Raw genomic sequence first — 22,024 nt, forward strand, 5'->3', positions numbered from 1 at the left:
CACATGAACCGCGTCCTCATCACTTCGGCAATCCCTTATATCAATGGGATCAAGCACCTTGGAAACCTGGTTGGCTCACAGCTGCCAGCTGACCTTTACGCCCGCTATAACCGCTGCCGGGGCCGCGAGGTAATGTTCATCTGCGCGACCGACGAACACGGCACGCCTGCTGAACTGGCTGCCGCGAAAGCCGGTAAGCCTGTGGCCGAGTTCTGCGCCGAGATGCACGAGGTTCAGGCCGAAATCGCTAAGGGCTTCCGCCTGTCCTTTGACAACTTCGGACGCTCATCCAGCCCGCAAAACCACAAGCTGACCCAGCATTTTGCGGGCAAGCTGGCGGATAACGGGTTCATCGAGGAAGTGAGCGAAAAGCAGGTCTATTCCAACGCCGATGGGCGCTTTTTGCCGGATCGTTATATCGAGGGCGAATGCCCGAACTGCGGCTATGACGGCGCGCGTGGCGACCAATGTGAAAACTGCACCAAGCAGCTGGATCCGACCGACCTGATCAACCCGCGCTCGGCCATTTCGGGCTCGACCGATCTGGAAGTGCGCGAAACCAAGCACCTGTATCTGAAGCAATCCGCGCTGAAGGACAAACTGGATGCGTGGATCGACCAGAAGACCGATTGGCCCGTGCTGACGACCTCGATCGCGAAGAAATGGCTGCATGATGGCGACGGGCTGCAAGATCGCGGCATCACGCGCGATCTGGACTGGGGCGTGCCCGTGAAAAAGGGTGACGAAGATTGGCCCGGCATGGAAGGCAAGGTCTTCTATGTCTGGTTCGACGCGCCCATCGAATACATCGCCGCGACTGCCGAGCTCGCAGACGAAAAAGGCGAAGGCCCCGAGTTCTGGGAGCGCTGGTGGCGCACCGACAAGGGCGCCGATGATGTGCGCTATGTTCAGTTCATGGGCAAGGACAACGTGCCGTTCCACACCCTGTCTTTCCCCGCGACGATCATGGGTTCGGAAGAGCCGTGGAAGCTGGTCGATTACATCAAATCGTTCAACTATCTGAACTATGATGGCGGCCAGTTCTCGACCTCGAAAGGCCGTGGCGTGTTTATGGATCAGGCGCTGTCAATCCTACCCGCAGATTACTGGCGCTGGTGGCTGCTAAGCCATGCGCCCGAGAACTCGGACGCCGAATTCACATGGGAGAACTTCCAGACCTCGGTGAACAAAGACCTTGCCGACGTGCTGGGCAACTTCGTCAGCCGCGTGACCAAGTTCTGCCGCTCGAAATTCTCGGAAGCGGTGCCGGAAGGTGGGGAATACGGCGAGGCCGAGGGCGCGCTGATCGCCGATCTGACCACCAAAGTCCGCGCCTACGAGGGCCACATGGAGGCGATGGACGTGCGCAAAGCCGCGCAGGAGCTGCGCTCGATCTGGGTGGCAGGCAACGAATACCTGCAAGCCGCCGCACCGTGGGCGACCTTTAAAACCGACCCCGATCAGGCCGCCGCGCAAATCCGTCTGGCTCTGAACCTGATCCGTCTTTACGCGGTTCTGTCCGCCCCGTTCATCCCCGATGCGGCTGAAACCCTTCGCACGGCGATGAACACCGACATGGACTGGCCGGGCGACGTGGCCGAGGCACTGGACACGCTGAAAGCGGGCCACGCGTTCACTGTACCCGAGAACCTTTTCGCCAAGATCGCTGACGAGCAGCGCGAGGAATGGCAGGAACGCTTCGCGGGCACGCGCGACTAAGATCCCGCCCATCACGACATTCAAAACGCTTCGCCCAACGGTCGGGGCGTTCTTTGTGCACATTCGGCGCAGGATATGGGGCCAGATGCCCACAACTGCACCACATGAGCCATTTTTCCTTTATTTCACCTGGAAAGCCGCTATCTTTAAGAAAGAACAACAATAACCGGGTAAGTTGACCGGACCCATGGGGAAAACGAGCGGTAAAAAGTTGACGATTGCGAAGGGCAAACAGAAGCCGATCCGGCTGTCGCTATCTGACAAGCGATCCGTGCGCACCCAGTTTGGCGCACTGCCCTTCCGCATCCATGATGGCAGAGTCGAAATCCTGCTGATCACCTCGCGCGGGACCGGGCGGTGGATAATCCCCAAAGGCTGGCCGATGGACGGGGAAACCCCTGCCGGAGCGGCCGCGACCGAAGCCTATGAAGAGGCTGGCGTCGAAGGTAAATTGTTCCATCAGGTTCTGGGCTTCTATGCCTATGACAAAGGCTTTGCGGGTGAGAAACTGCCCTGTGTGGTGGCGGTGTTTCCGCTGAAAGTGAAGAAGCAGCTGAAGACTTATCCAGAAAAGCACGAACGCCGCCGCAAATGGGTCAGCCCCAAGAAAGCCGCTCAGATGGTGGGCGAACCTGAGTTGCGCCAGATCATCAAAGATTTCGATCCAAAGGCGCTGCGCTGACCTTCTGCACACATCGCTGGGGTCTTGCACAAGCCCGCGCCGAGTTTCATATATCGTTAACACGACACCACTTGGACGCACGCGCCCCATGATCCGCTACGCCTTGAAATGTGACCAGAACCACAAGTTTGAAAGCTGGTTCCAGAACGCCGACGCCTTTGATGCGTTAAAGGCGGCGGGTCACGTCGCCTGCCCGGATTGCGGGTCCACCAAGGTGGAAAAGTCGCTGATGGCCCCCAAAGTGCGCCCGGCACGCAGCGCTGCGGCGAAGCCCGCGGCTCCCGAAACGGCCCCTGCGCCCGCCCCGTCCGCCCCCGCCCCGCATGTGGCGCCGCCCCCTGAAGTGCAGGCCGAGATCGAAGCAGAAATCGCCAAACTACGTGCCAAGGTCGAGGCTGAAAGCGATTACGTGGGCGAGGATTTCGCCAAGGAAGCCCGCGCCATGCATCTGGGCGACGCTCCGGAACGTGCAATCTATGGCGAGACCAAGCTGGAAGACGCCAAGGAACTGATCGAGGATGGGGTGCCCGTGCTGCCCCTGCCCTTCACACCGACCCGCAAGGTGAACTAGGCACCTTGTGATCATGGGGCATTCGGCTAGGCTGTCGCCAACGACACCCATTGCAGGACGCCGCTATGCCCGACACCATCATCATCCGCCCCATTCGCGCCGACGACAAACCCGCCTGGCGCGCGCTGTGGACGGCCTATCTGGACTTTTACGAGACCAAACTGGACGACACGGTCTATGACAGCTCGTTCGCGCGGATGCTGTCGGGCGACCCCGGCGAGTTTCAAGGGCTGGTGGCCGAGCAAGACGGCACGCTTGTCGGCCTGACGCATTTCCTGTTTCACCGCTCGATGTGGAGCATCGAGAACACCTGCTACCTGATGGACCTCTATGTCGATCCCAGCCTGCGCGGGGGTGGCGTGGGCCGGAAGCTGATCGAAGCCGTCCACACCATCGCCAAGGACAATGGCAGCTCGGGCACCTACTGGCTGACGCAAGAGTTCAACTACAAGGGCCGGATGCTCTACGATCAAGTCGCCACGCGGACGCCGTTTATTAAATACGCGAAGAAGGACTAGGGCCGCGCGATCTGATCGCCTCATTTCTACACCGTTCAAATGCCCTTTAAAGGAGTTCACATGCGCATCGTCATTACAGGGGCCAGCCGCGGCATCGGCAAAGAGCTTTATGATCGCTATCGGGCAGACGGGCACGAGGTGATCGGAACCTCGCGCAGCGGCGAAGGCGATTTGGTCGCATTGGATGTAGCCGACCCTCAGGCATTCCAAGGGTTGCAAGACGCGGTTGGCACCGCAGGGGTTGATCTGCTGATCTGTAACGCGGGCATCTATCCAGACAAGTTCGAGGAAATGCCCCTTGGCTACCCTGCCCAGATGTGGGCCGAGGGGTTTGCGACCAATGTCACGGGCGTGTTTCTAACCGTCCAGACGCTTTGGGAGAATGTGCAGGACGCCAAGGGCAAGATCGCCATCATCTCGTCCCAGATGGCCAGCCACACCCGTGCGCCGGGCGGAAGCTACATCTATCGCGCATCCAAAGCCGCCGCGCTGAACCTCGGCCGCAATCTGGCCGCGGATCTGGCGGATGACGGTGTCGCGGTTGGCATCTACCACCCCGGCTGGGTCCGCACAGATATGGGCGGCAGTGATGGTGAGATAGATCCCGAAACCTCGGCCAGCGGATTGATCAAGCGGTTCGCGGTTTTGTCGATGGATAGCACCGGGTGTTTCGAGACGTGGGATGGTCGGGAGCATCCGTATTGAGGTAGGAGCGGATACTTTACGATCAGATCACCACGCTAACACCGTTGTTAAATACGTAAAGAAGAATTAGGACGGCGCTGGGGCAAGATGCAGTTCATCGAAAGATCAATACTGGGGGTGCGCAGCGCCATCTGGACACTCGAAAACCCGCAAAAGGGCCATCGCGTGCTGCTGTTTCCCATGATCCACGTGGCGCAGCCTTCGTTTTACGCAGAGGTGTCCAAGCGATTGTCTCAGTGCGATGTCATATTGTACGAGGGTGTCAGCAGCAAATTCAGCAAAAGACTGACCCGCGCCTATATGCAACTTACGCGAAACCCTCGGCTGGGGCTGGTTGGGCAACGCGAGATGGCGTTGGAACACGTCAAGGAACGGCTGGTCCGTGCGGATATCGAAGGTGAGGCGTTCGACGAACACTGGAGAAAGCTATCGTTTTTCAACCGGTTTGTGCTTCCTGTCGGGGCATATTTCTTCGGGCTTTACCTGAGGTTTTTTGGTACGCGCCGCCTGATGGCGCGCCATATCAACACGCAGATGCTGGAAAGCCGCGAGGATCTTTTGCTCGATGATGACGCGCGGGCGATTGACGAGATTGTGCTGGAGCGCAGGGATCAACATTTGATCCGCGTGATCGACGATCAGATCGCCAAACAGCGAGACACCACGCAGGTCATCGGGGTTGTCTATGGCGCATCACATATGCGGGCAGTCGCGCGTCATCTTGTTCGGAACCATGATTGCCAGGCGCAGAACGGCGAGTGGGTGACGGTTTTCGATCTGTAACGGCAAGGGCGTCGCGCGCGCAGCTTTGCCTAGATCGCGACCGACGATACAGCCCAGATCCCGAACCCGATCAGGATCATGCCAGACAGGCGTGACACCCAGAGGGCAAACCCGTCTGGCAGTTTGTGGCGGGCAAGCGCGACGCCTCCGCTGAGGGTGACCCACCAGAGGAGCGAACCGAGCGTCACCCCGATCACCACTGGAAGCGCAGCGGCATATCCGCTGGTCGCGGCCAGACCCAGCCCGGCAAACAGTGCCGCGAAGGACAGGATGGTCATCGGGTTGGTGATGGTCAGAACGAAAGTCGCGGCGATGGTGCCAACCAGATCACGGGCCGAGACTTTGGCCGCGTGACGCGGCGGCTTGGGGCGGAAACTCTGATAGCCCAGCCACAGCATGAACGCCCCGCCGACCAGACGAAGCGGCGTGTCAATCTGGGCGAGGAACACGGAAAACGCGGCGAAACCGATCGCGGCGAGGCTGGCATAAAGCCCGTCCGCCAGCGAGGTGCCGATGCCCCCGGCAACGCCCGCGAAGAACCCGCGTTCAAGCGTACGGTTGATGCACAAGGCGCCGATGGGGCCAAGCGGGGCCGCGACCGCGACACCCAGAAGTAGGGCTTTCAGAAACAGGGCAAGCTCGACCATCACGCACCTTTCGGGATCACGCCTGCCTCGACCGGCGACGACAAGGCCAGCACGGTTTCGCTACGGCCAAGGAAGTTGGCAGATTTTAGGTCGGACAGGAATTCTTCGACCGCCGAGACATCCTTCAGCCGCAGCTTGATCAGATAGGACCACGCCCCGGTGACGTGATGGCACTCTTCAATTCGGGGGTCCGTTCCGGCGAATTCCCTGAACGCGCCTTCGTCCGCATCCTCGCGCAGAGCGACCCAGACATAGATCTGCGTGGCGCGGTCCAGCGCGGCCGGATCGACCTCGACCGTAAACCTGCGAATGACGCCCGACGCCACCAGCCGCCGGATGCGTTCATTCACGCTTGAGGGGGCTAGATCGACGCTGTTCCCGATATCGGCAAGCGAGCGGCGGGAATCAGCGGCGAGCATTTCGATTATTTTAAGGTCAATTTTATCCACGGACGACATTCATACGGCCCATAACGGTTTTTGCAATTTATTTTTTCTATTTCACCAATATCACCGTACTTTTTGCGGCATCCGACAAACTTCACCGGCCATATCACCTATCCCATCCACACTTGCGTCCAGCCCCCGCACGCCCTAAACACGCGCGAACGCAAGTGGATAAGACGGGACTGGGGCGAAAATGCCTATTCTGGTGATGAAATTCGGCGGCACATCGGTCGCCAATCTGGATCGGATCCACCGGGCCTCGAAGCGGGTCGCGCGTGAGGTGGCCAATGGCTATGACGTGATCGTCATCGTCTCGGCCATGTCGGGCAAGACCAACGAGCTGGTGGGCTGGGTGAACGAAACCTCGCATCTGTATGACGCACGCGAATATGACGCGGTGGTCAGCTCGGGCGAGCAAGTGACCGCGGGCCTGATGGCTCTGCGCCTGCAGGAAATGGACGTGCCCGCACGCAGCTGGCAGGGCTGGCAGGTGCCGGTGAAAACCACCGGCGTGCACTCGGCCGCGCGGATCGAGGAAATCCCGTCCGACAACATCATGGCCAAGTTCGGCGAAGGTATGCGCGTTGCTGTTGTTGCGGGCTTCCAGGGCATCGCAGATGATGGCCGGATCACAACACTGGGCCGCGGCGGATCGGACACCACTGCCGTGGCCTTCGCTGCCGCCTTTGATGCCGAACGGTGCGACATCTATACCGATGTGGACGGCGTCTATACGACCGACCCGCGCATCTCGGACAAGGCACGCAAGCTGGACAAGATCGCGTTCGAGGAAATGCTGGAGCTGGCGTCGCTGGGCGCCAAGGTTCTGCAAACCCGCTCGGTCGAGCTGGCAATGCGCTATAAAGTGAAACTGCGGGTTCTCAGCAGTTTTGAAGAATATGACCCGGAAGCAGGCACGCTGGTCTGCGACGAGGAGGATATCGTGGAAAGCAATGTAGTTTCTGGCGTCGCCTACAGCCGCGACGAAGCAAAAATGACCCTGATCTCGGTGGCTGACCGCCCCGGCATCGCATCGGCAATCTTCACTCCGCTGGCAGACGCTGGCGTGAACGTGGACATGATCGTGCAGAACATCTCGGAAGAGGGTCGCACGGACATGACGTTCTCGTGCCCTGTGGATCAGGTGGCGCGCGCTGAAAAGGCGATGTCGGAAGCGAAAGCTTCTGGTGACATCAACTTCCACGACATCGTGGCGGATCAGGACGTGGCCAAGGTTTCGATCGTGGGCATCGGCATGCGCTCGCAGGCTGGCATCGCCGCCAAGATGTTCGACGTGCTGTCAAACGAGGGCATCAACATCAAGGTGATCACCACCTCGGAAATCAAGATCTCGGTCCTGATCGACCGCAAATACATGGAACTGGCTGTGCAGGCGCTGCATGACGCGTTCGAGCTGGAGAAAGCGTAAGAGTACGACCCTTAGGGTTCGGAACCGAACCGGTCTCGCAGAAATGCGGGGCCGTTTTTGTTGAATGTCCGCTTTGAGCCCAAACCTACCAAATGCTGCGCAATCACCAGAGTCGGCTTTCTCTGATTTGGGTAAGAAGCTTGTCAAACTGACTTCTCATGATGTAGATACATGATGTAACTACAGCACAGCGAGTCTGCGATGGATCAATGCATCTTTACAGCCGTTAGAAAGGCAAACCGCGTCCTTTTCCGACACTACCAAGACGCCTTGTCCGAGACGGGCGTCAGCATCGTACAACTTTCCATCTTAAGGGCCTTAGAACGCCATGGCCCACTTTCTTTGTCGAACCTAGCGGACGATCTCGCGATGGAACGCACCTCGCTCTATCGGACGATAGAACCCTTGATTGAAAATGGAGCTGTACATGTCGAAAGCGCTCCTACAGGGAAGTCGAAGGTCGCGAAGCTTACCGTTGAAGGGCACAGTACAATCGAGCGAGTCATGCCGTTTTGGGCCAAGGCTCAAGAGCGCGTTCTGAACGAAGTCGCGTTGGCTGAGCGCCCCGATTTCCAGCGCGCGTTGAATGCAATCGCAAAACTGTCAGCTTAACGTGAGACACTCCATGATCAATCGCGCCGGGTTGGCCTGGCTTCTCCTTGGGCTGATCTGGGGCACCAATTTTGTGTTCATCAAGTGGTCAACCGACGCAGTGACACCCATGCAGGTCGTATTGGTACGGGTGGTTGCAGGATTTCTGACGGTCGCGGTCTACGCTTTGGTCACGAGACAGCTAAAGCTGTCGCATCTAAGGCATAGCCTGCATTTCATCGTGATGGCGTGCCTAGCTGCCGCACTCTATTTTTACGGCTTCGCAGAAGGCACGGCTCTGTTGCAATCCGGATTGGCAGGCGCGGTTAGCGCATCAATTCCACTCTTCTCGCTGCTTGCAGCGGTGCTGTTCCTACCGCAAGAAAAGCTCACCGCCAATCGGGTTTTGGGTCTGCTTGTCGGATTGATTGGCGTGACCTTGATCGCAAAGCCACTATCCGGTGGGCTCGGTGACAGCTATCTTTTGGGGGTTCTTTGGATGGTGCTCGGGTCGTTCAGCCTTGGCGTTTCCTTCGTCTATGCCCGCAAGTTCGTCACACCGCTCGACCTACCTCCTGCCGCACTCACAACATACCAGCTAGGGTTTGCGGCCCTGATCTTGCTGACGGTGACTGATATGACCGGGCTTGGCACGCTTACCGATGATCCGACTTCATTCGCGGTTCTTGTTTTTGGACTTGGTTTCCTCGGAACGGGGTTGGCCTACGTCCTGTATTATTACGTCATTGGAAAGCTCGGTGCGGTTCGTGCTTCGGCACTCACCTATGTTCCGCCAGTCGTGGCTCTATTTTTAGGCGCGTTGTTCCTTGGGGAAGCTATCGTCCTTTTGGATTATGTTGCCACCGCGCTCATCTTCGCTGGTGTCATACTGGTTAATAAGCGGCCAAGTTCGCAAAGTTGACATTGGCCCAATGGCGGCTTCGTCCGCAAAGCTGACTACCACAGCAGAGCGTGAAACAACTTTGAAAACTGCGCACACCGCCCCTTACCCGTCCAACCCCGCAATGATCAACTCCACCCCCTGCGCGAAGTTGTGAAGCCCATCATATTCGCGGGCGGCGACCTTCTCGGCCATGGCGCGCAGGTTGGGAACGTTCTCAGCCGGTATCAGGTGCAGGTGGGCTTGGGTGATCTCGACGCTATTGTCAGGCATGAAGGGGAAGATCGGTTTTTGGAGGGAGGACCCCAAAAGCTTAGCTATTCTAGGTCACCACTCAACGCGCGCACCATCTCTTTCAGATGACGCATGTCAGTCCCGCAACACCCGCCAAACACCGTTATGGCCGGGTTGCTTTTCACAATATCTGCGATTTCGCGACCTAGTTGACGCGGATCGCCTTCATCAAGCTTCTCAGCTTCATCGAGCTCGGCATGCGAACAGCGCGAAGCATTTGCCACAACGCCGCGCAACCTTGGATGCGCATTAAGCGACCCGGCAAAATGTGATGGGTGAGCGCAGTTAACCATGAAGTAAGCAGCACTGCTCCCACTATCTGCGTCTATCTGATCAATCGCGTCTGTAAGCGGTGTACCGTCTGCAAGGCAGCCATCAGTTTCGACGACCAATGACATGACGATTGGCAGCCCTACGTCACGTGCTGCCAGAATACATCCTGCGGCTTCGCTGCGTCGGTTGAATGTATAGGCGGTCGCCATATCTACGGCGGTCTCGCGCAAAACAGAAAGTTGCGCAGTGTGATAAGCGCGTGCCTCATCCACAGACATCACAGACATCTTTGCGTAGGGATCGGCACATGGTCCGATACAAGCCGAGACCAAAATGTCTTCGCGCCCCGCCGATCGGCGCACATCATCCATTAAGGACGCAGCATCCCGATTGACGCCGGCAAGACGTTCGTCGCCGTATCCCAAAGGCGCCGCTCGATCAGCGTTCGCCATCCATGTTGGCGTATCGAGAATACACCCGACATCCATTTCGCTCGCCAATTGGATCAACGTGTGCATTTGCCCAGCAAGAATACTCCGGGTTTCTGAGTTTTCGAGTAGAGGAAAAGAAGCAAATCCCGGCAGATCCAAACCGTGATTAAATATCAGATCGGTCCCTGTACCTGTGTAAGCTAGGAATTTCCTGTCACTGTCATGTGGCAACTTCCTTGTCATGTCCTGCACCTATTCTTCATCTGGTGTAGTCTTGGATGATAGCAGCGATCAGCTTTCCGGCAAAACGCCACTCTCCCCCTCCAACCCCGCAATAATCAACTCTACCCCCTGCGCGAAATTGTGCAGTCCGTCATATTCGCGCGCGGCGACTCTCTCGGCCATGGCGCGCAGATTGGGATAGGTCTCGGCGGGGATCAGGTGGAGGTGGGCTTGGGTGACCTCGGCGTAGTCTTCGGGCGCGAAGGGGAAGTTTAACTCCTGAAGCGTGAAGCCATAGATGTGGCTGTCCATCAGGTTCCAAGCGTGGTCGGCGTCGATCAGATCGAAGCCCGCATTGGTCATCACCGCCAGCGTCGCCTCGACATAGGCCAGCACGTTGGGGCCGGTATTAGGCAGCGACACCATCAGCTGGATCGTCCACGGGTGGCGTTTGAATACGGCGCGGGCGTTGTGGGCGCGGGCGCGGAGTTCGTCTTGCCACGGCCTGTCCGGATTGGGCAGCGGGATCTGCGCGATGGCCCAATCAGCCATGCCCATCAGAAGCGCGTCTTTGTTGGCGAAGTGGTTGTAGAGCGACATCGCCTCGACCCCCAGCGCGGCGGCGAGTTTGCGCATGGACAGCGAATCGGACCCGGCCTCGTCCGCCAGTTTCACCGCTGCGGCAAGGATCACCTCACGCGTCAGCTTTGATGTTTTCCCTGATTTCCGAGCCACTTGCGCCCTCCTCATTGCCCCTTCTTGATTTACTTACAGTGTAAGTTTATATCAAGCCCCAAGTTAACTTACACTGTAAGTAAAAGATCAAGGATATGAAACGCATCTGCATCGTCGGGATATCCGGCAAGCTGGGACAATATATGCTGAAACACGCGCTGGAGCGCGGCTATCACGTCAACGGCGTGTGCCGGGAAAAGAGCGTGGGGAAGCTGGACGCGGTGATGGCCGAGCATGGCGACCGCATCACGCTCTACCCCGGCAAAACCAATGATCGCGCGGTGATCCGGCAGGCCGTGAAGGGTTGCGAGGGCGTGTTAACCGTGCTGGCGCCCTGGGGCGTGCAGCAGTATTCGTCCGGCACCGCACAAGCCGTGATGGATTTCGCGGAACCAGACGCACGTCTGATCTTTTCCTGCGGTTGGCACATCACGTTGGACGGGAAGGATCAGTATTCGTGGACCTTCCGCACGCTGCTTGCAGTGGCGACGAAGCTTACCCGGTGGCTGCGCTTTGTCGAGATCGACGACCAAGTGCTGGCTTGCGATCTGATCTTCGAGTCAGACACCAAATGGACCGTGGTGCGCGGATCGGACCTTGAGGAAGGCGAGAGCCAAGGACTGCCGGTCTGGTCCGAACACGTGCAGGACCCGGCGTTGGCCTCGAACAAAACCCGCCGGATCGACTTTGCGCTGTTCATGGTCGAGGCACTGCGAAACGACGCGCTGATCGGGAAGGCTCCGGCGATTTGTGGGGCGGGAACGGAAAGCGCGCGGGCCTATGCGCCTGCGGTCTGAAGTCGATTGACCCCTTGGACAGTCAGTGCGGCGACCAGCTTGTCCGTCACAATGCGTTGAACGGGTTGGCCATCGCGCAGCGCCAAGGCGGCGGCGGTCCCTGTCGCCTGCCCCATCACCATGCATTGTGGCATCCCACGGACCGAGGCAAAGGCCACGGGGTCTGCAGACAGAATGCGCCCCGCGAACATAAGGTTCTCGATCCGCGCTGGGATCAGCGACCGAAACGGGATGGTGTAGTAGTCACCATTCGAGATCGCCGCGTGATGGGTCATGTCCCCGTCCGAGCGCATCACATCGTCGATGGGATTGTCGCAAGCCACGATGCCGTCCGGGAACTTCGTAGCAGCGGCAAGATCAGCGCTGGTCAGGCGATACACGCCCTCCAACTTACGTGTCTCGCGCACGCCGACGGTTGGCGAGAGCAGCGACATATGTGCGCTCTCAAATCCCGGCACGTCGCTCTGCAGGAACTGGGCCAGTTGCAGGCAGCGCCGCCGCCCCTCTTGCGTGGCACGCCCGACGTCCACCGGGTTGGTCCCGTCCACGTTGCGGATATGCACGGAATTGCAAAACACCGTGCCCGCATGAAACCCGCGCATCAGGTAAAGCTGCGCAAGGTCGGGATGCAGGCGCCCCTCGGCGATGCCGCGCGCAGCGTGGGTTTGGAAGTATGGATCGGGATCGGCGAAGGCCGTATCCCAATCCACGCCCACCATATGGAACGAGATCGTGACCGCCATCATGTTGCCCGACGCATCGCCCAGCGCATAAGGGACGCCCGCCTTGGCCGAGATGTCCCCGTCGCCCGAGCAGTCGATAACCATGCCGGGCGTGACCGAAAACGGTCCGTTTCGATCGTAGCACTCCACTCGAACGATCTTGTCCCCTTCAAGATGCGGCGTCAGCGCGGTCGCTCCCAGCCGGACCTCAACGCCTGCCTCTTCAAGCATCTCGAACATCGTCAGGGTGGCGATGTCATGGTCATACAGGATCTCGGGCCCGAAATTCTCCAACGTGCAGGGGCGTTTCTCGGCGGCAGGTGGGGTCATTGCGGCAAGGCGGTCTGTCAGCTCTTCCATCAGCCCGCCGATGATCTGATCGACCGGATAGCCACCGCCCCATGGCATGCCGGGACAGAACGCCATGACGCCGCCGACCTTCTGGGTAGCCTCCAGAAGCATCACGCGAAGCCCTTGGCGACCAGCGGCGACTGCGGCGCCGAATCCTGCTGTGCCGCCTCCGATAACCAGAACATCCTTGTCAAAGTTGTTGTGTGACATGTCAGCCCCCGATGCCTCGTTTCATCGCCGACTAGAGAGGCATTGTAGCGCCGTTGCAAGCTGCAAAGCGCAGGCAGGTCGATCTGCTAACGGCGAAGCGCCCGAAACACCCGCCCGTCATTCACCGCGAACCCCACTGCGATGATGGCGAAGCCCGCCCATGCTTCAGGACCGATGCGTTCGCCAAGGAACATCGCACCAAGCCCGATGGCGAAGGGCGGGATCAGAAGGGTGACGAGCATCAGGTTCGCAGCCCCTGCCCGTACAAGGATCGCGAAGTAGAGGACGTAGGCAAGTGCGGTGGACAGGGCGGCGAGGCCCAGAAGGGCTCCCCACGTGGGTGCGGTCAGCGCGAGGGCCGGTGCGCCGTCCACCATCCAGACCACGGGGGCCATGATCAGGGCGCTGGCGGTGACCATGCCCAGCGCGTTCATCAGCGGTGGCTGGCCAGCCAGCATGACCCGCCCCCAGACGCTGGCGAAGGCGTATGACAGCGCGGCGCCAAGGATGGCCAGTTGCGCGAGGTTGGCGGGGTTGAAGCCAGACACGGCCTCGGGCCCCATGATGACGCCAACACCGATGAGGCCCAGAAGGGCGCCTCCGATCTTGCGACCGGTCAGAGGTTCGTCGGCCAGCAGCACCCCTGCAACAACTGCGCCGAACATGGCCGTAGTGCCATTCAGGATCGAGGCCAACCCGCTCTCAATCTGCGTCTGCCCCCAGAAAATCAGCGAAAACGGGATCGCATTGTTCAGCGCGCCCATACCCAGATAGCCCAACCAGATACGCGGGTTACGCGGCACGGGAATGCGTTTCATCGCGACGATCACCGCCAGAATGGGAATGGTCCAGACCACGCGATGCAGCGTGATGGTCAGTGGCGGCACCTCGCCCAGCGCGACCTCGGCAAAGAAAAACGACCCACCCCAAACGGCAGCCAAAGCGAGCAGCATGATCCATGCGGTGCGGTCCATTTGGAGGGAAGGTTGGGGCATTGAGCGAGTTCCTGTGGTATTGCCCCATAGGGATGGCTGGATTTGCCGCGTAGGCCAATCCGGTTCTTGTGGTTTTGAGAATAGCCTCGAATGACAATCCAGCCACATCTTTGAACCAGATAACCACTCAAAGGCGATAACCTCTGGCGTTCTGATCTGACCGCCCACTATTGATGCTGCTACGTCTAGAGCCGACCATTGTCAAAATTGGGGTGTGAGTTGAACTGGCAGAATTCGACTATCTCTGAAATTACGCAATCCTTCTCCGAGCTTGGTTTCACCACGCGTAGAAAAAACTTGGCTGCTAAAGAGCTTGGCGAGGGCAAGTATCTATGTCTGAGCGTTGGCTCCTCTAAGATCAAACTCGGCCCCCTGATGGTTGACATCTATGCGAACTGTTACTGGCGAGAGGTCGAAAAACTTGTTGCCGTCGGGTTCGGATTGAAACAAGGGTTCGCGTCATCGTTCACATCGGCGCGCATGCTCAATCAGGGTCACCGGTACACAATCGGAAGTAACGAAAGCAAAGCATCGGTCATTCCGCAGATTCTGGAAGACGTGAAAGCCATTCCAGAAACACAGCTTCTGGAGCTTTGCGATACAGAGGCGATTATCGCAGGTATCAAAGAGGGTATTTCCATCGGGGGAGGCTATGCCGAACGACTTGTAGCTATCGAATGGGTCACGCAAGGCAAGGACGCTGCTGCAGCGCGCTTCGACGAATGCCTTACACTCGTTCAGGACGATTTCCATAAGTCGAGGCTGTCTGAATTCTGGCAACGACTATCGGATTCGAATGCTGCTTGAAAACAAGCTAAGTTGCGTCCTTCCGACATAAAACAAAAACAGCCCACCAATCCGGCGGGCTGCTCTTCATTTATCGCGTCGCGCTTACATCTGCCCGTAAGGCGTGGAACGCGAGATTTCCAGCTCCTCGTCGCTCATCACCTCTTCAACGCCTTCGAACAGCGGTGTGGACAGGTAGCGTTCGCCGGTGTCGGGCAGCATGACGAGGATGTTGGCGCCTTCGGGGGCGGATTTCGCGGTCTCGATCGCGGTGGCGAAGGTCGCGCCGGCCGAGATGCCGACGAAGATGCCTTCCTCGGCGGCCAGACGTTGCGACCACTTGATGCCCTCTGGGCCAGGGACGGATGTCAGCTCGTCATAAAGCCCGTTGTCCAGCGCCTCTTGCAGGACGTGGGGGATGAAGTCCGGGGTCCAGCCTTGGATGGGGTGCGGGTTGAAATCCGGGTGGCCTTCGGTGGGCTGGTGTGCCTCGTTGCGGGTATTCACATAGCCCGAGGCGACCAGCGCCGCGTTGGCCGGTTCGGTCAGGATGATCTTGGTGTCGGGACGCTCTTTCTTCAGGACGCGCCCGATGCCCGTCACGGTGCCGCCTGTGCCGTAACCGGTGACCAGATAGTCCAGCCGCTCGCCCTCGAAATCGGCAAGGATCTCGCGCGCGGTGGTGTTTTCGTGGATGTCGGCGTTGGCGTCGGTTTCGAACTGGCTGGCAAGGAACCAGCCGTTTGCCTCGGCCAGTTCTTTGGCTTTGGAATACATACCGAAGCCCTTCAGCTCTTTCGGGGTCAGAACCACCTTCGCGCCAAGGAAACGCATCAGCTTGCGCCGCTCGACCGAGAAGCTTTCGGCCATGGTCACGACCAGCGGATATCCCTTGGCTGCACAGACCATGGCAAGGCCGATGCCGGTGTTGCCGGAGGTGGCTTCGACCACTGTCTGGCCGGGTTTCAGCGCGCCCGAGGCTTCGGCGGCTTCGATGATGTTCAGCGCAAGACGGTCTTTGACAGAGCCCGCCGGGTTGAAGGCTTCCATCTTCACAAACATGTTCACGCCCTCGGGCGCGATGCGGTTGATGCGGATGACCGGGGTGTCGCCCACGGTATCCAGAATGCTGTCATAGCGCGTGCCGCGCCCATTGGTCTGTCGAGGTGCCATGGAATTGTCCTTTCGCGATACACGAGTTCCATTGTTCTTTGAGCTTAAACCTAAGCCGCGATCCGCACAGCCAAAACCCGACCCGCGCGAAAAAGACTGAAATTCACGCATCGCGATTGGTGCCCGTCGCATCGTCCCGGAATCCGCCAACGCGGCACATTTCTGTTCCGCACAATCGGTGGCCGGGCCGCGCAATATGCAGGCAAAACGTAGGATGGACAAAAACACGCAGGTTTTTGCTGATGTGGACGTAACGAGTTTCTGGCATAGGTGGCAGCGAGCCGCTAGGATAAGGCTTGATCAAACGGCGCGTGTCTTGGCGAACGGGACAGCAAAGACGCCGTGGCACACAGGGATAGGTAACATGGCAGAAAGCCAGACAAGCGACAGCCGGAAGCTTTTGGTCAGCCTGCGCGAAACCCTTGCGGCAGCGTCCGAAGGGCAAGAGCGGCTGGACCGTATTACCTCGTTGATTGCGGAAAGCTTGGGGGTCGAGGTGTGCTCGATCTATCTGTTCCGGGATGCCGAAACGCTTGAACTCTGTGCGACTGAAGGTCTGAAAGCTGAAGCTGTACACCAGACCCGTCTGCGTGTGGGCGAAGGACTTGTGGGGCGCGTGGCGCGCTCGGGCCGGGTGGTAAACACGGAAGACGCCCCGTCGGCACGCGGGTTCCGGTACATGCCGGAAACGGGGGAAGAGATTTACTCCAGCTTCCTTGGTGTGCCCATTCAGCGTCTGGGCGAGAAGTTGGGCGTGCTGGTCATTCAATCGAAGGATCCGCGGGTCTTTTCGCCGGACGAGATCTACGGCATCGAAGTGGTCGCCATGGTGCTGGCCGAAATGACCGAGCTGGGCGCTTTCGTCGGCGAAGGCGAGGCGATGGGTGCGCTGCACCAGCGGCCTGCCACCTTCAAGGGCGGGATCGGACAAGAAGGCGCGGCCGAGGGCCATGTCTGGCTGCACGAACCGCGTGTGGTGGTGACCAACCCGGTGGCGGATGATCCGGATGTGGAACTGAAGCGCCTGAATGACGCGGTCGACATGCTGCGCGTCTCGGTGGACGAGATGCTGGAAAACGCGCAGACCACCGACAAAGAACAGATGCAGGTTCTGGAAGCCTATCGGATGTTTGCCAATTCCAAGGGCTGGATGCGGCGCATGGCCGAAGACATTTCGCGCGGTCTGTCCGCCGAGGCAGCCGTTGAAAAAGAACAATCCGCCGCGCGTGCGCGGATGAGCCAGGTGCCGGACCCTTACTTGCGCGAACGGCTGCATGATCTGGACGACCTGTCGAACCGCCTGCTGCGCATCCTGACCGGACAGGGCAAAGATACCGGGGCCGAGATGCCAGAAAACCCGATCCTGATCGCCACAAATATTGGGCCGGGAGAGCTTCTGGAATATGGGCGTGGCCTGAAGGGGATCGTGCTGGAAGAAGGCTCGGTCGCCAGTCACGCCGCGATCGTGGCGCGCGCCTTCGCGATCCCGCTGATCATTCAGGCGGGGCACATCGCGACCGAGGCGCTGAACGGCGACCACATCCTTGTGGATGGGGAAAACGGTGTGGTCCACCTGCGCCCCGAGGACACGATTATCTCGGCTTTCCGCGACAAGATGGCGATGGAGGCCACGAAGCAGGAACGCTATCAAAGCCTGCGCGACAAGCCTGCGATGGGCCTGTGCGGGACCGAGGTAAAGCTGCACATGAATGCGGGCCTGATGGCCGATCTGCCCTCGCTGGAAAGCTCGGGCGCCTATGGCGTGGGCCTGTTCCGCACCGAGTTACAGTTCCTGACCGTGGACCGTGTACCGCGCCGGGGTGATCTGGCCGCGACCTATGCCCGCGTGTTGGATGCCGCGAAAGGAAAGCGGGTGACCTTCCGCACGCTCGATATCGGGTCGGACAAAGTGCTGCCCTATATGAACCCGCTGGACGAACCTAATCCCGCCTTAGGTTGGCGCGCAATCCGCGTTGGGCTGGACAAACCGGGGGTCATGCGGATGCAACTGCAGGCGCTGATCCGCGCCGCTGCTGGGCGCCGCCTGACTGTCATGTTCCCATTCATCGCGCAGTTGGACGAATTCCGAGATGCCCGCGAAATGCTTTTGGCCGAGATCGAACGCGAACGGGCGCTAGGACATATCCTGCCCGAGAAGGTCGAGATCGGCGCGATGCTGGAGACGCCCTCGATGGTGTTTGCCCCGCAGCAGTTTTTCGAGATGGCTGATTTTATCTCGATCGGCGGCAACGATCTGAAGCAGTTTTTCTATGCGGCAGACAGGGAAAATGAACGCGTGCGGCGGCGCTATGACACGCTGAACGTGTCTTTCCTGAACCTGATTGAAGAGATCGTGACCCGTTGCGACGCGGCGCGAACGCCGCTCAGTTTCTGTGGCGAGGATGCAGGCCGACCGCTGGAAGCAGTGTGCTTTGCAGCGCTTGGCATGCGGCATCTGTCGATGCGGCCTGCCTCGATCGGACCGGTCAAAAGCTTGATAAGACGCACTAATCTGGATGACCTGCGCGAACTTATCGACGCTGCACGCCTGTCGGGTGAGCAATCGGTCCGTCCAACGGTGAAGGCGTGGCTGGCGGAAAACGCAGTGTAAGAAACAGTCCGTTTCGACCAGCCACACGCCCGGTTAGGAAAATCTTCAGACAATTAGAACAATCGTAGAACAGCGACGCGGGCGCTTCGATCCCCATGACCGGGCCAGTCGAACCGCACGTACCTTGGAAGATCACACTGCGGCTTGTCCTCCGGCGCATTGCCTGGACCGCCCGCGAAAGGAGAGACCCATGCTGTTTCGTGTACTCGTCACTGGAGTGTTCACCGGTTCCATCGCCGCCGTCACGGCGTTTTCGCAGGGGCTTGGGCCGCTTGCTGCCTTCGCGGCCTACGCCGTTTTCGCCGGATTTGCCGTCATTGGAATGGGCGTCCTGACCATAACAGCCCCCAAGCTGCCTGCCCCCTCGCGTCAATGGCAGTTGGATCAATCACGCGATGCGCGCGCCCAGCGGATCTGGCACCCCCTGTCATACAATCGGCAGTCCCCCTACTGGCAACAGCGGCTAGAGCGCATGGCGCGACAAACCCTCGGCGCGCAGGCCCGGCCTACGACATTTTGTGTATTCACATCGGTGCGTCGGAACCAACCCACCTTTCGCTAAGGTGCCTCCAGCGTCGCGCTAGGCGTCGTCAAACCTACGAACATCACCCGCCACACCACGCCACGACCCACAGTCCTGATCATAGGCGAGAACCCGGTCAGGGTTGGTGGGCGGCGGCATCACTACCCCCTCTAAACGGGTGAATCCGAACCGCTGGTAATAGGGCGCATCCCCCACCAGCATCACACGATCCCAACCCAGTTCGGCCGCCCGTCCAAGGCTTTGACGGATCAGATGGCCGCCCAACCCTTCGCCCTGACGGGTGGGGTGCACGGCCACCGGTCCCAGCAACAGCGCTTTGTGCGTGTGCTCTCCGACAATGGCGATGGGCCAATAGCGGATCGCCCCGGCCAGAACGCCGTCTGCGTCACGGGCCACCATGGACAGCTCCGGAATAGGCGGCACATTATCGCGCAGACGATAGGATGACAGCGCCTCGCGCCCGGGCGCAAAGCACAGGTCATAGAGGGCCTCGACCTCCCACCAATCTTCCTGCGTTTCCTGAGACAGATGATACAGCTGCCTGCCCTCGTGTTGCCTTTGGCTTCTCTTTAGGTTCCTGCTATCACGGCAAGGCTATGAAACGGAAGGGATAAGCCAGTGTTCTACAAACCCGAAAACGGGCACCGGCTGCCCCATAACCCGTTCAACGCCCTGATTGTCCCGCGCCCAATTGCCTGGATCACCACGCGCGATGCGGATGGGCGCGACAACCTTGCCCCCTATTCCTTCTTTAACGGGGTCGCTTATGATCCGCCGCAGGTGATGTTCGCCACGACCTCGGGTAAGGCGGATCGGGAAATGGGTAAGGATTCGCTGGACAACATCCGCCAGACCGGCGTGTTTTGTGTCCACATGGTGTCAGAAGCGCTGACCGATGCGATGAATATCAGCGCTGCCAGTTTCGGGCGCGAGATCAACGAGATCGACGAGGCCGGATTGGAGCGGGTCGCATGCGAAACCATCGACGCCGCCCGACTGCCCGCCGCCCCTGCCGCACTTGAATGCAAACTGACGCAGATCACGCAACTACCGGGCGACGCCAATTACGTCTGCTTCGGAGAGGTAACCGGGATCCATATGCGGGATGACTGTATCGTCGACGGGATCTTCGACATTACCCGCGCGCGGCCCTTGGCGCGGTTGGGGTATCGCGATTACTCCGTCGTGCGCGACAGTTTCACACTGAAACGCCCCGGCGAATAACGTCAGACATGAAAAAGGCGCCCGAAGGCGCCTTTTTGTCAGTGTCCGCCAAGAATGCCGGTTTTGACCGAATAGTCCACGGCGACCTCGTAATCGGGGTCGTCATCGCTGTCGACCATCAGGTGACCCGCCTTGGTCAGCAGGTCGTGGCAGTCACGGCTCAGGTGGCGCAGCTGCACCTTCTTGCCCAGCGCTTCGTATTTCGCAGCCACCGCCTCGATCGCTTGCAGGGCCGATTGGTCGACCACGCGCGAGCGGGCGAATTCGATCACTACCAGATCAGGGTCGTTCTTCACGTCGAAGAGTTCAATGAACCCGTCTGACGAGCCGAAGAAAAGCGGGCCTTCCACGTCATAAACCTTGGCGCCGTCCTCTTCACGGGTGACCGCGTGGATGCGCGCAGCGGCGTTCCAAGCATAGGCCAGAGCGGACACGATCACACCCACCACAACAGCAACCGCAAGGTCTTCCGCCACGGTGACAGCGGTTACCAGCAAGATCACGAAGGCGTCCGTGCGCGGCACGCGGCGCAGGATCTTCAGCGAGTTCCACGCGAAGGTACCAATCACCACCATGAACATCACACCGACCAAGGCGGCAAGCGGGATCATCTCGATCCAGCTGGAAGCGACAACGATGAACAGCAGCAGGAACAGCGCAGCGGCGATGCCGGCGATGCGGGTACGGCCACCCGAGCGCACGTTGATCATCGACTGACCGATCATGGCACAGCCCCCCATACCGCCGAAGAAGCCGGTGATCACGTTCGAGGTACCTTGCGCAATACACTCTTGCGACGCGCCTCCGCGTTGACCGGTCATCTCGCCTACGAGGTTCAGGGTCAGCAGGCTTTCAATCAGGCCAATCGCGGCAAGGATCACTGCGTAAGGCAGGATGATCCAGAGCGTCTCAAGCGTGAAGGGCGCCAGTGCGGTGCCATACAGCCCCTCGCCCGTGCCGAACGGATTGTGGAAGCTGGGTAGGCTGCCTTTGATCGAGGCCATGTCTCCAACAGTCGGCACGTCGATGCCAAATGCGATTACCAGCCCAGCCACAACGCCGATCCCGGCCAGCGGTGCCGGGATGAACGAGGTCAGTTTCGGCAGCCCCCAGATGATCAACATGGTCAGAGCCACAAGGCCCAGCATCATGTAAAGCGACGCGCCCGACAGCCAGGCATCGGGATTGCCCGGTTCCTTGAACTGGGTCATCTGCGCCAAGAAAATAACGATCGCAAGACCGTTCACAAAGCCCAACATCACCGGGTGCGGCACAAGGCGGATGAACTTACCCCAATGCATCACGCCCGCGAAAATCTGCAAAATCCCCATCAAAACAACGGTTGCGAACAGGTACTCAACACCGTGTTCGGCGACCAGAGCGACCATCACAACGGCCAGCGCGCCGGTTGCGCCCGAGATCATGCCGGGACGCCCGCCGATCACGGCAGTGATCAGGCCAACCATGAAGGCCGCATACAGGCCCACCAGCGGGTGGACGCCCGCGACGAAGGCGAAGGCAACGGCCTCGGGCACCAAGGCCAGGGCCACGGTCAGGCCCGACAAAAGCTCGGTTTTGATCCGCGACGGCGTCAGATCATCGTTCGGCGACAAGCGCAGATCAGGGCGTTCGATACGATTGGCAAAGCTTGCCAGAAGGGCTCG

24 protein-coding genes are annotated in these 22,024 nt (G+C 59.5%); 14 read left to right on the plus strand and 10 right to left on the minus strand.

Annotated elements, in window-relative coordinates:
• Positions 1-3: 3 nt before the first annotated feature.
• From metG to EOL43_RS08130, 6 genes are all read left to right on the plus strand, one after another.
• Entirely contained in the window at positions 4-1,719 is a 1,716-nt protein-coding gene (metG, locus tag EOL43_RS08105) for a methionine--tRNA ligase (RefSeq protein WP_133487360.1), read from the plus strand.
• Between the two features lie 211 nt (positions 1,720-1,930).
• Entirely contained in the window at positions 1,931-2,401 is a 471-nt protein-coding gene (locus EOL43_RS08110; RefSeq protein WP_240686496.1) for an NUDIX hydrolase, read from the plus strand.
• Between the two features lie 88 nt (positions 2,402-2,489).
• Positions 2,490-2,972 (plus strand): DUF1178 family protein, encoded by a 483-nt coding sequence (locus tag EOL43_RS08115; protein WP_133487363.1) that lies wholly within the window; start codon positions 2,490-2,492, stop codon positions 2,970-2,972.
• A 65-nt stretch (positions 2,973-3,037) separates the two neighbouring features.
• Positions 3,038-3,490: a GNAT family N-acetyltransferase gene (locus EOL43_RS08120; protein WP_133487365.1), complete on the plus strand. Its 453-nt coding sequence runs from the start codon at positions 3,038-3,040 to the stop codon at positions 3,488-3,490.
• 60 nt (positions 3,491-3,550) lie between these two features.
• A complete protein-coding gene (locus EOL43_RS08125; RefSeq protein ID WP_133487367.1) occupies positions 3,551-4,195 on the plus strand; it encodes an SDR family NAD(P)-dependent oxidoreductase in 645 nt (214 codons plus the stop codon).
• An 87-nt stretch (positions 4,196-4,282) separates the two neighbouring features.
• Entirely contained in the window at positions 4,283-4,978 is a 696-nt protein-coding gene (locus EOL43_RS08130; protein ID WP_133487369.1) for a hypothetical protein, read from the plus strand.
• A 29-nt stretch (positions 4,979-5,007) separates the two neighbouring features.
• Here the strand turns inward: EOL43_RS08130 and EOL43_RS08135 are convergent, their stop codons facing one another.
• Positions 5,008-5,625, minus strand: a complete 618-nt coding sequence (locus EOL43_RS08135) for a LysE family translocator (protein ID WP_133487371.1) — start codon at positions 5,623-5,625, stop codon at positions 5,008-5,010.
• Entirely contained in the window at positions 5,625-6,083 is a 459-nt protein-coding gene (locus EOL43_RS08140) for an Lrp/AsnC family transcriptional regulator (RefSeq protein ID WP_166636215.1), read from the minus strand. The genes EOL43_RS08135 and EOL43_RS08140 overlap by 1 nt, the downstream gene beginning before the upstream one ends.
• Positions 6,084-6,264: 181 nt before the next feature.
• Between EOL43_RS08140 and EOL43_RS08145 the strand changes: the two genes are divergently transcribed.
• The 3 genes from EOL43_RS08145 (at position 6,265) to EOL43_RS08155 (ending at position 9,013) form a co-directional block, all read left to right on the plus strand.
• Positions 6,265-7,500 carry an aspartate kinase gene (locus EOL43_RS08145; protein WP_133487373.1) on the plus strand — a complete coding sequence of 412 codons (1,236 nt, stop codon included), beginning with the start codon at positions 6,265-6,267 and terminating at the stop codon, positions 7,498-7,500.
• A 201-nt stretch (positions 7,501-7,701) separates the two neighbouring features.
• Positions 7,702-8,112, plus strand: a complete 411-nt coding sequence (locus tag EOL43_RS08150; protein WP_133487374.1) for a MarR family winged helix-turn-helix transcriptional regulator — start codon at positions 7,702-7,704, stop codon at positions 8,110-8,112.
• Between the two features lie 13 nt (positions 8,113-8,125).
• Positions 8,126-9,013: a DMT family transporter gene (locus EOL43_RS08155; RefSeq protein WP_133487377.1), complete on the plus strand. Its 888-nt coding sequence runs from the start codon at positions 8,126-8,128 to the stop codon at positions 9,011-9,013.
• A gap of 84 nt (positions 9,014-9,097) precedes the next feature.
• Here EOL43_RS08155 and EOL43_RS15340 read toward each other — a convergent pair whose 3' ends face one another.
• From EOL43_RS15340 to EOL43_RS08165, 3 genes are read right to left on the minus strand one after another with little or no spacing between them, the layout of a single operon-like run.
• On the minus strand, positions 9,098-9,265 hold the full coding sequence (locus EOL43_RS15340) for a hypothetical protein (RefSeq protein WP_166636217.1): 168 nt from the start codon (positions 9,263-9,265) through the stop codon (positions 9,098-9,100).
• Positions 9,266-9,309: 44 nt separating this feature from the next.
• Positions 9,310-10,233 carry a homocysteine S-methyltransferase family protein gene (locus EOL43_RS08160; RefSeq protein ID WP_133487379.1) on the minus strand — a complete coding sequence of 308 codons (924 nt, stop codon included), beginning with the start codon at positions 10,231-10,233 and terminating at the stop codon, positions 9,310-9,312.
• A gap of 48 nt (positions 10,234-10,281) precedes the next feature.
• Positions 10,282-10,947 (minus strand): TetR/AcrR family transcriptional regulator, encoded by a 666-nt coding sequence (locus EOL43_RS08165; protein ID WP_205669536.1) that lies wholly within the window; start codon positions 10,945-10,947, stop codon positions 10,282-10,284.
• Positions 10,948-11,042: 95 nt separating this feature from the next.
• Here EOL43_RS08165 and EOL43_RS08170 point away from each other — a divergent pair, with 95 nt between their 5' ends.
• Positions 11,043-11,744 carry an NAD(P)H-binding protein gene (locus EOL43_RS08170; protein ID WP_133487383.1) on the plus strand — a complete coding sequence of 234 codons (702 nt, stop codon included), beginning with the start codon at positions 11,043-11,045 and terminating at the stop codon, positions 11,742-11,744.
• Here the strand turns inward: EOL43_RS08170 and EOL43_RS08175 are convergent.
• Complete coding sequence (locus EOL43_RS08175) at positions 11,726-13,027, minus strand: FAD-dependent oxidoreductase (protein ID WP_133487385.1); 1,302 nt, start codon at positions 13,025-13,027, stop codon at positions 11,726-11,728. The two genes, EOL43_RS08170 and EOL43_RS08175, sit on opposite strands and share 19 nt — an antisense overlap.
• A gap of 86 nt (positions 13,028-13,113) precedes the next feature.
• Positions 13,114-14,022: a DMT family transporter gene (locus EOL43_RS08180; protein ID WP_133487387.1), complete on the minus strand. Its 909-nt coding sequence runs from the start codon at positions 14,020-14,022 to the stop codon at positions 13,114-13,116.
• A gap of 219 nt (positions 14,023-14,241) precedes the next feature.
• Here EOL43_RS08180 and EOL43_RS08185 point away from each other — a divergent pair, with 219 nt between their 5' ends.
• Positions 14,242-14,829: a hypothetical protein gene (locus EOL43_RS08185; RefSeq protein WP_133487389.1), complete on the plus strand. Its 588-nt coding sequence runs from the start codon at positions 14,242-14,244 to the stop codon at positions 14,827-14,829.
• Between the two features lie 84 nt (positions 14,830-14,913).
• Here EOL43_RS08185 and cysK read toward each other — a convergent pair whose 3' ends face one another.
• The gene (cysK, locus tag EOL43_RS08190) at positions 14,914-15,981 is read right to left on the minus strand and encodes a cysteine synthase A (RefSeq protein WP_133487391.1); all 1,068 of its coding nucleotides are present in this window, start codon (positions 15,979-15,981) and stop codon (positions 14,914-14,916) included.
• Positions 15,982-16,345: 364 nt separating this feature from the next.
• On the opposite strand from cysK, the gene ptsP reads away from it, so the two are divergent.
• Together ptsP and EOL43_RS08200 are read left to right on the plus strand one after the other, a co-directional pair.
• Positions 16,346-18,592, plus strand: a complete 2,247-nt coding sequence (gene ptsP, locus EOL43_RS08195; protein WP_133487392.1) for a phosphoenolpyruvate--protein phosphotransferase — start codon at positions 16,346-16,348, stop codon at positions 18,590-18,592.
• Positions 18,593-18,782: 190 nt separating this feature from the next.
• Positions 18,783-19,154 carry a hypothetical protein gene (locus EOL43_RS08200; protein WP_133487395.1) on the plus strand — a complete coding sequence of 124 codons (372 nt, stop codon included), beginning with the start codon at positions 18,783-18,785 and terminating at the stop codon, positions 19,152-19,154.
• An 18-nt stretch (positions 19,155-19,172) separates the two neighbouring features.
• Here EOL43_RS08200 and EOL43_RS08205 read toward each other — a convergent pair whose 3' ends face one another.
• Entirely contained in the window at positions 19,173-19,673 is a 501-nt protein-coding gene (locus EOL43_RS08205; protein ID WP_133487396.1) for a GNAT family N-acetyltransferase, read from the minus strand.
• Between the two features lie 81 nt (positions 19,674-19,754).
• On the opposite strand from EOL43_RS08205, the gene EOL43_RS08210 reads away from it, so the two are divergent.
• Positions 19,755-20,360 carry a flavin reductase family protein gene (locus tag EOL43_RS08210; protein ID WP_133487397.1) on the plus strand — a complete coding sequence of 202 codons (606 nt, stop codon included), beginning with the start codon at positions 19,755-19,757 and terminating at the stop codon, positions 20,358-20,360.
• Between the two features lie 38 nt (positions 20,361-20,398).
• Here the strand turns inward: EOL43_RS08210 and EOL43_RS08215 are convergent, their stop codons facing one another.
• Positions 20,399-21,994 carry a SulP family inorganic anion transporter gene (locus tag EOL43_RS08215; protein ID WP_420867505.1) on the minus strand — a complete coding sequence of 532 codons (1,596 nt, stop codon included), beginning with the start codon at positions 21,992-21,994 and terminating at the stop codon, positions 20,399-20,401.
• Positions 21,995-22,024 lie beyond the last annotated feature (30 nt).

The organism is Aliiroseovarius marinus (assembly GCF_004360145.1).
In the GTDB taxonomy this organism is placed as follows: domain Bacteria; phylum Pseudomonadota; class Alphaproteobacteria; order Rhodobacterales; family Rhodobacteraceae; genus Aliiroseovarius; species Aliiroseovarius marinus.

What these genes read in the sequence shown, in the direction of transcription:
- EOL43_RS08170 (WP_133487383.1), top strand. Translation starts at nt 11,043, where the DNA reads ATGAAACGCATCTGCATCGTCGGGATATCCGGCAAGCTGGGACAATAT.
- EOL43_RS08115 (WP_133487363.1), top strand. Translation starts at nt 2,490, where the DNA reads ATGATCCGCTACGCCTTGAAATGTGACCAGAACCACAAGTTTGAAAGC.
- EOL43_RS08200 (WP_133487395.1), top strand. Translation starts at nt 18,783, where the DNA reads ATGCTGTTTCGTGTACTCGTCACTGGAGTGTTCACCGGTTCCATCGCC.
- ptsP (WP_133487392.1), top strand. Translation starts at nt 16,346, where the DNA reads ATGGCAGAAAGCCAGACAAGCGACAGCCGGAAGCTTTTGGTCAGCCTG.
- EOL43_RS15340 (WP_166636217.1), bottom strand. Translation starts at nt 9,265, where the DNA reads ATGCCTGACAATAGCGTCGAGATCACCCAAGCCCACCTGCACCTGATA.
- EOL43_RS08145 (WP_133487373.1), top strand. Translation starts at nt 6,265, where the DNA reads ATGCCTATTCTGGTGATGAAATTCGGCGGCACATCGGTCGCCAATCTG.
- EOL43_RS08135 (WP_133487371.1), bottom strand. Translation starts at nt 5,625, where the DNA reads ATGGTCGAGCTTGCCCTGTTTCTGAAAGCCCTACTTCTGGGTGTCGCG.
- EOL43_RS08140 (WP_166636215.1), bottom strand. Translation starts at nt 6,083, where the DNA reads ATGTCGTCCGTGGATAAAATTGACCTTAAAATAATCGAAATGCTCGCC.
- EOL43_RS08175 (WP_133487385.1), bottom strand. Translation starts at nt 13,027, where the DNA reads ATGTCACACAACAACTTTGACAAGGATGTTCTGGTTATCGGAGGCGGC.
- EOL43_RS08160 (WP_133487379.1), bottom strand. Translation starts at nt 10,233, where the DNA reads ATGACAAGGAAGTTGCCACATGACAGTGACAGGAAATTCCTAGCTTAC.
- EOL43_RS08150 (WP_133487374.1), top strand. Translation starts at nt 7,702, where the DNA reads ATGGATCAATGCATCTTTACAGCCGTTAGAAAGGCAAACCGCGTCCTT.
- EOL43_RS08180 (WP_133487387.1), bottom strand. Translation starts at nt 14,022, where the DNA reads ATGCCCCAACCTTCCCTCCAAATGGACCGCACCGCATGGATCATGCTG.
- cysK (WP_133487391.1), bottom strand. Translation starts at nt 15,981, where the DNA reads ATGGCACCTCGACAGACCAATGGGCGCGGCACGCGCTATGACAGCATT.
- EOL43_RS08155 (WP_133487377.1), top strand. Translation starts at nt 8,126, where the DNA reads ATGATCAATCGCGCCGGGTTGGCCTGGCTTCTCCTTGGGCTGATCTGG.
- EOL43_RS08120 (WP_133487365.1), top strand. Translation starts at nt 3,038, where the DNA reads ATGCCCGACACCATCATCATCCGCCCCATTCGCGCCGACGACAAACCC.
- metG (WP_133487360.1), top strand. Translation starts at nt 4, where the DNA reads ATGAACCGCGTCCTCATCACTTCGGCAATCCCTTATATCAATGGGATC.
- EOL43_RS08130 (WP_133487369.1), top strand. Translation starts at nt 4,283, where the DNA reads ATGCAGTTCATCGAAAGATCAATACTGGGGGTGCGCAGCGCCATCTGG.
- EOL43_RS08125 (WP_133487367.1), top strand. Translation starts at nt 3,551, where the DNA reads ATGCGCATCGTCATTACAGGGGCCAGCCGCGGCATCGGCAAAGAGCTT.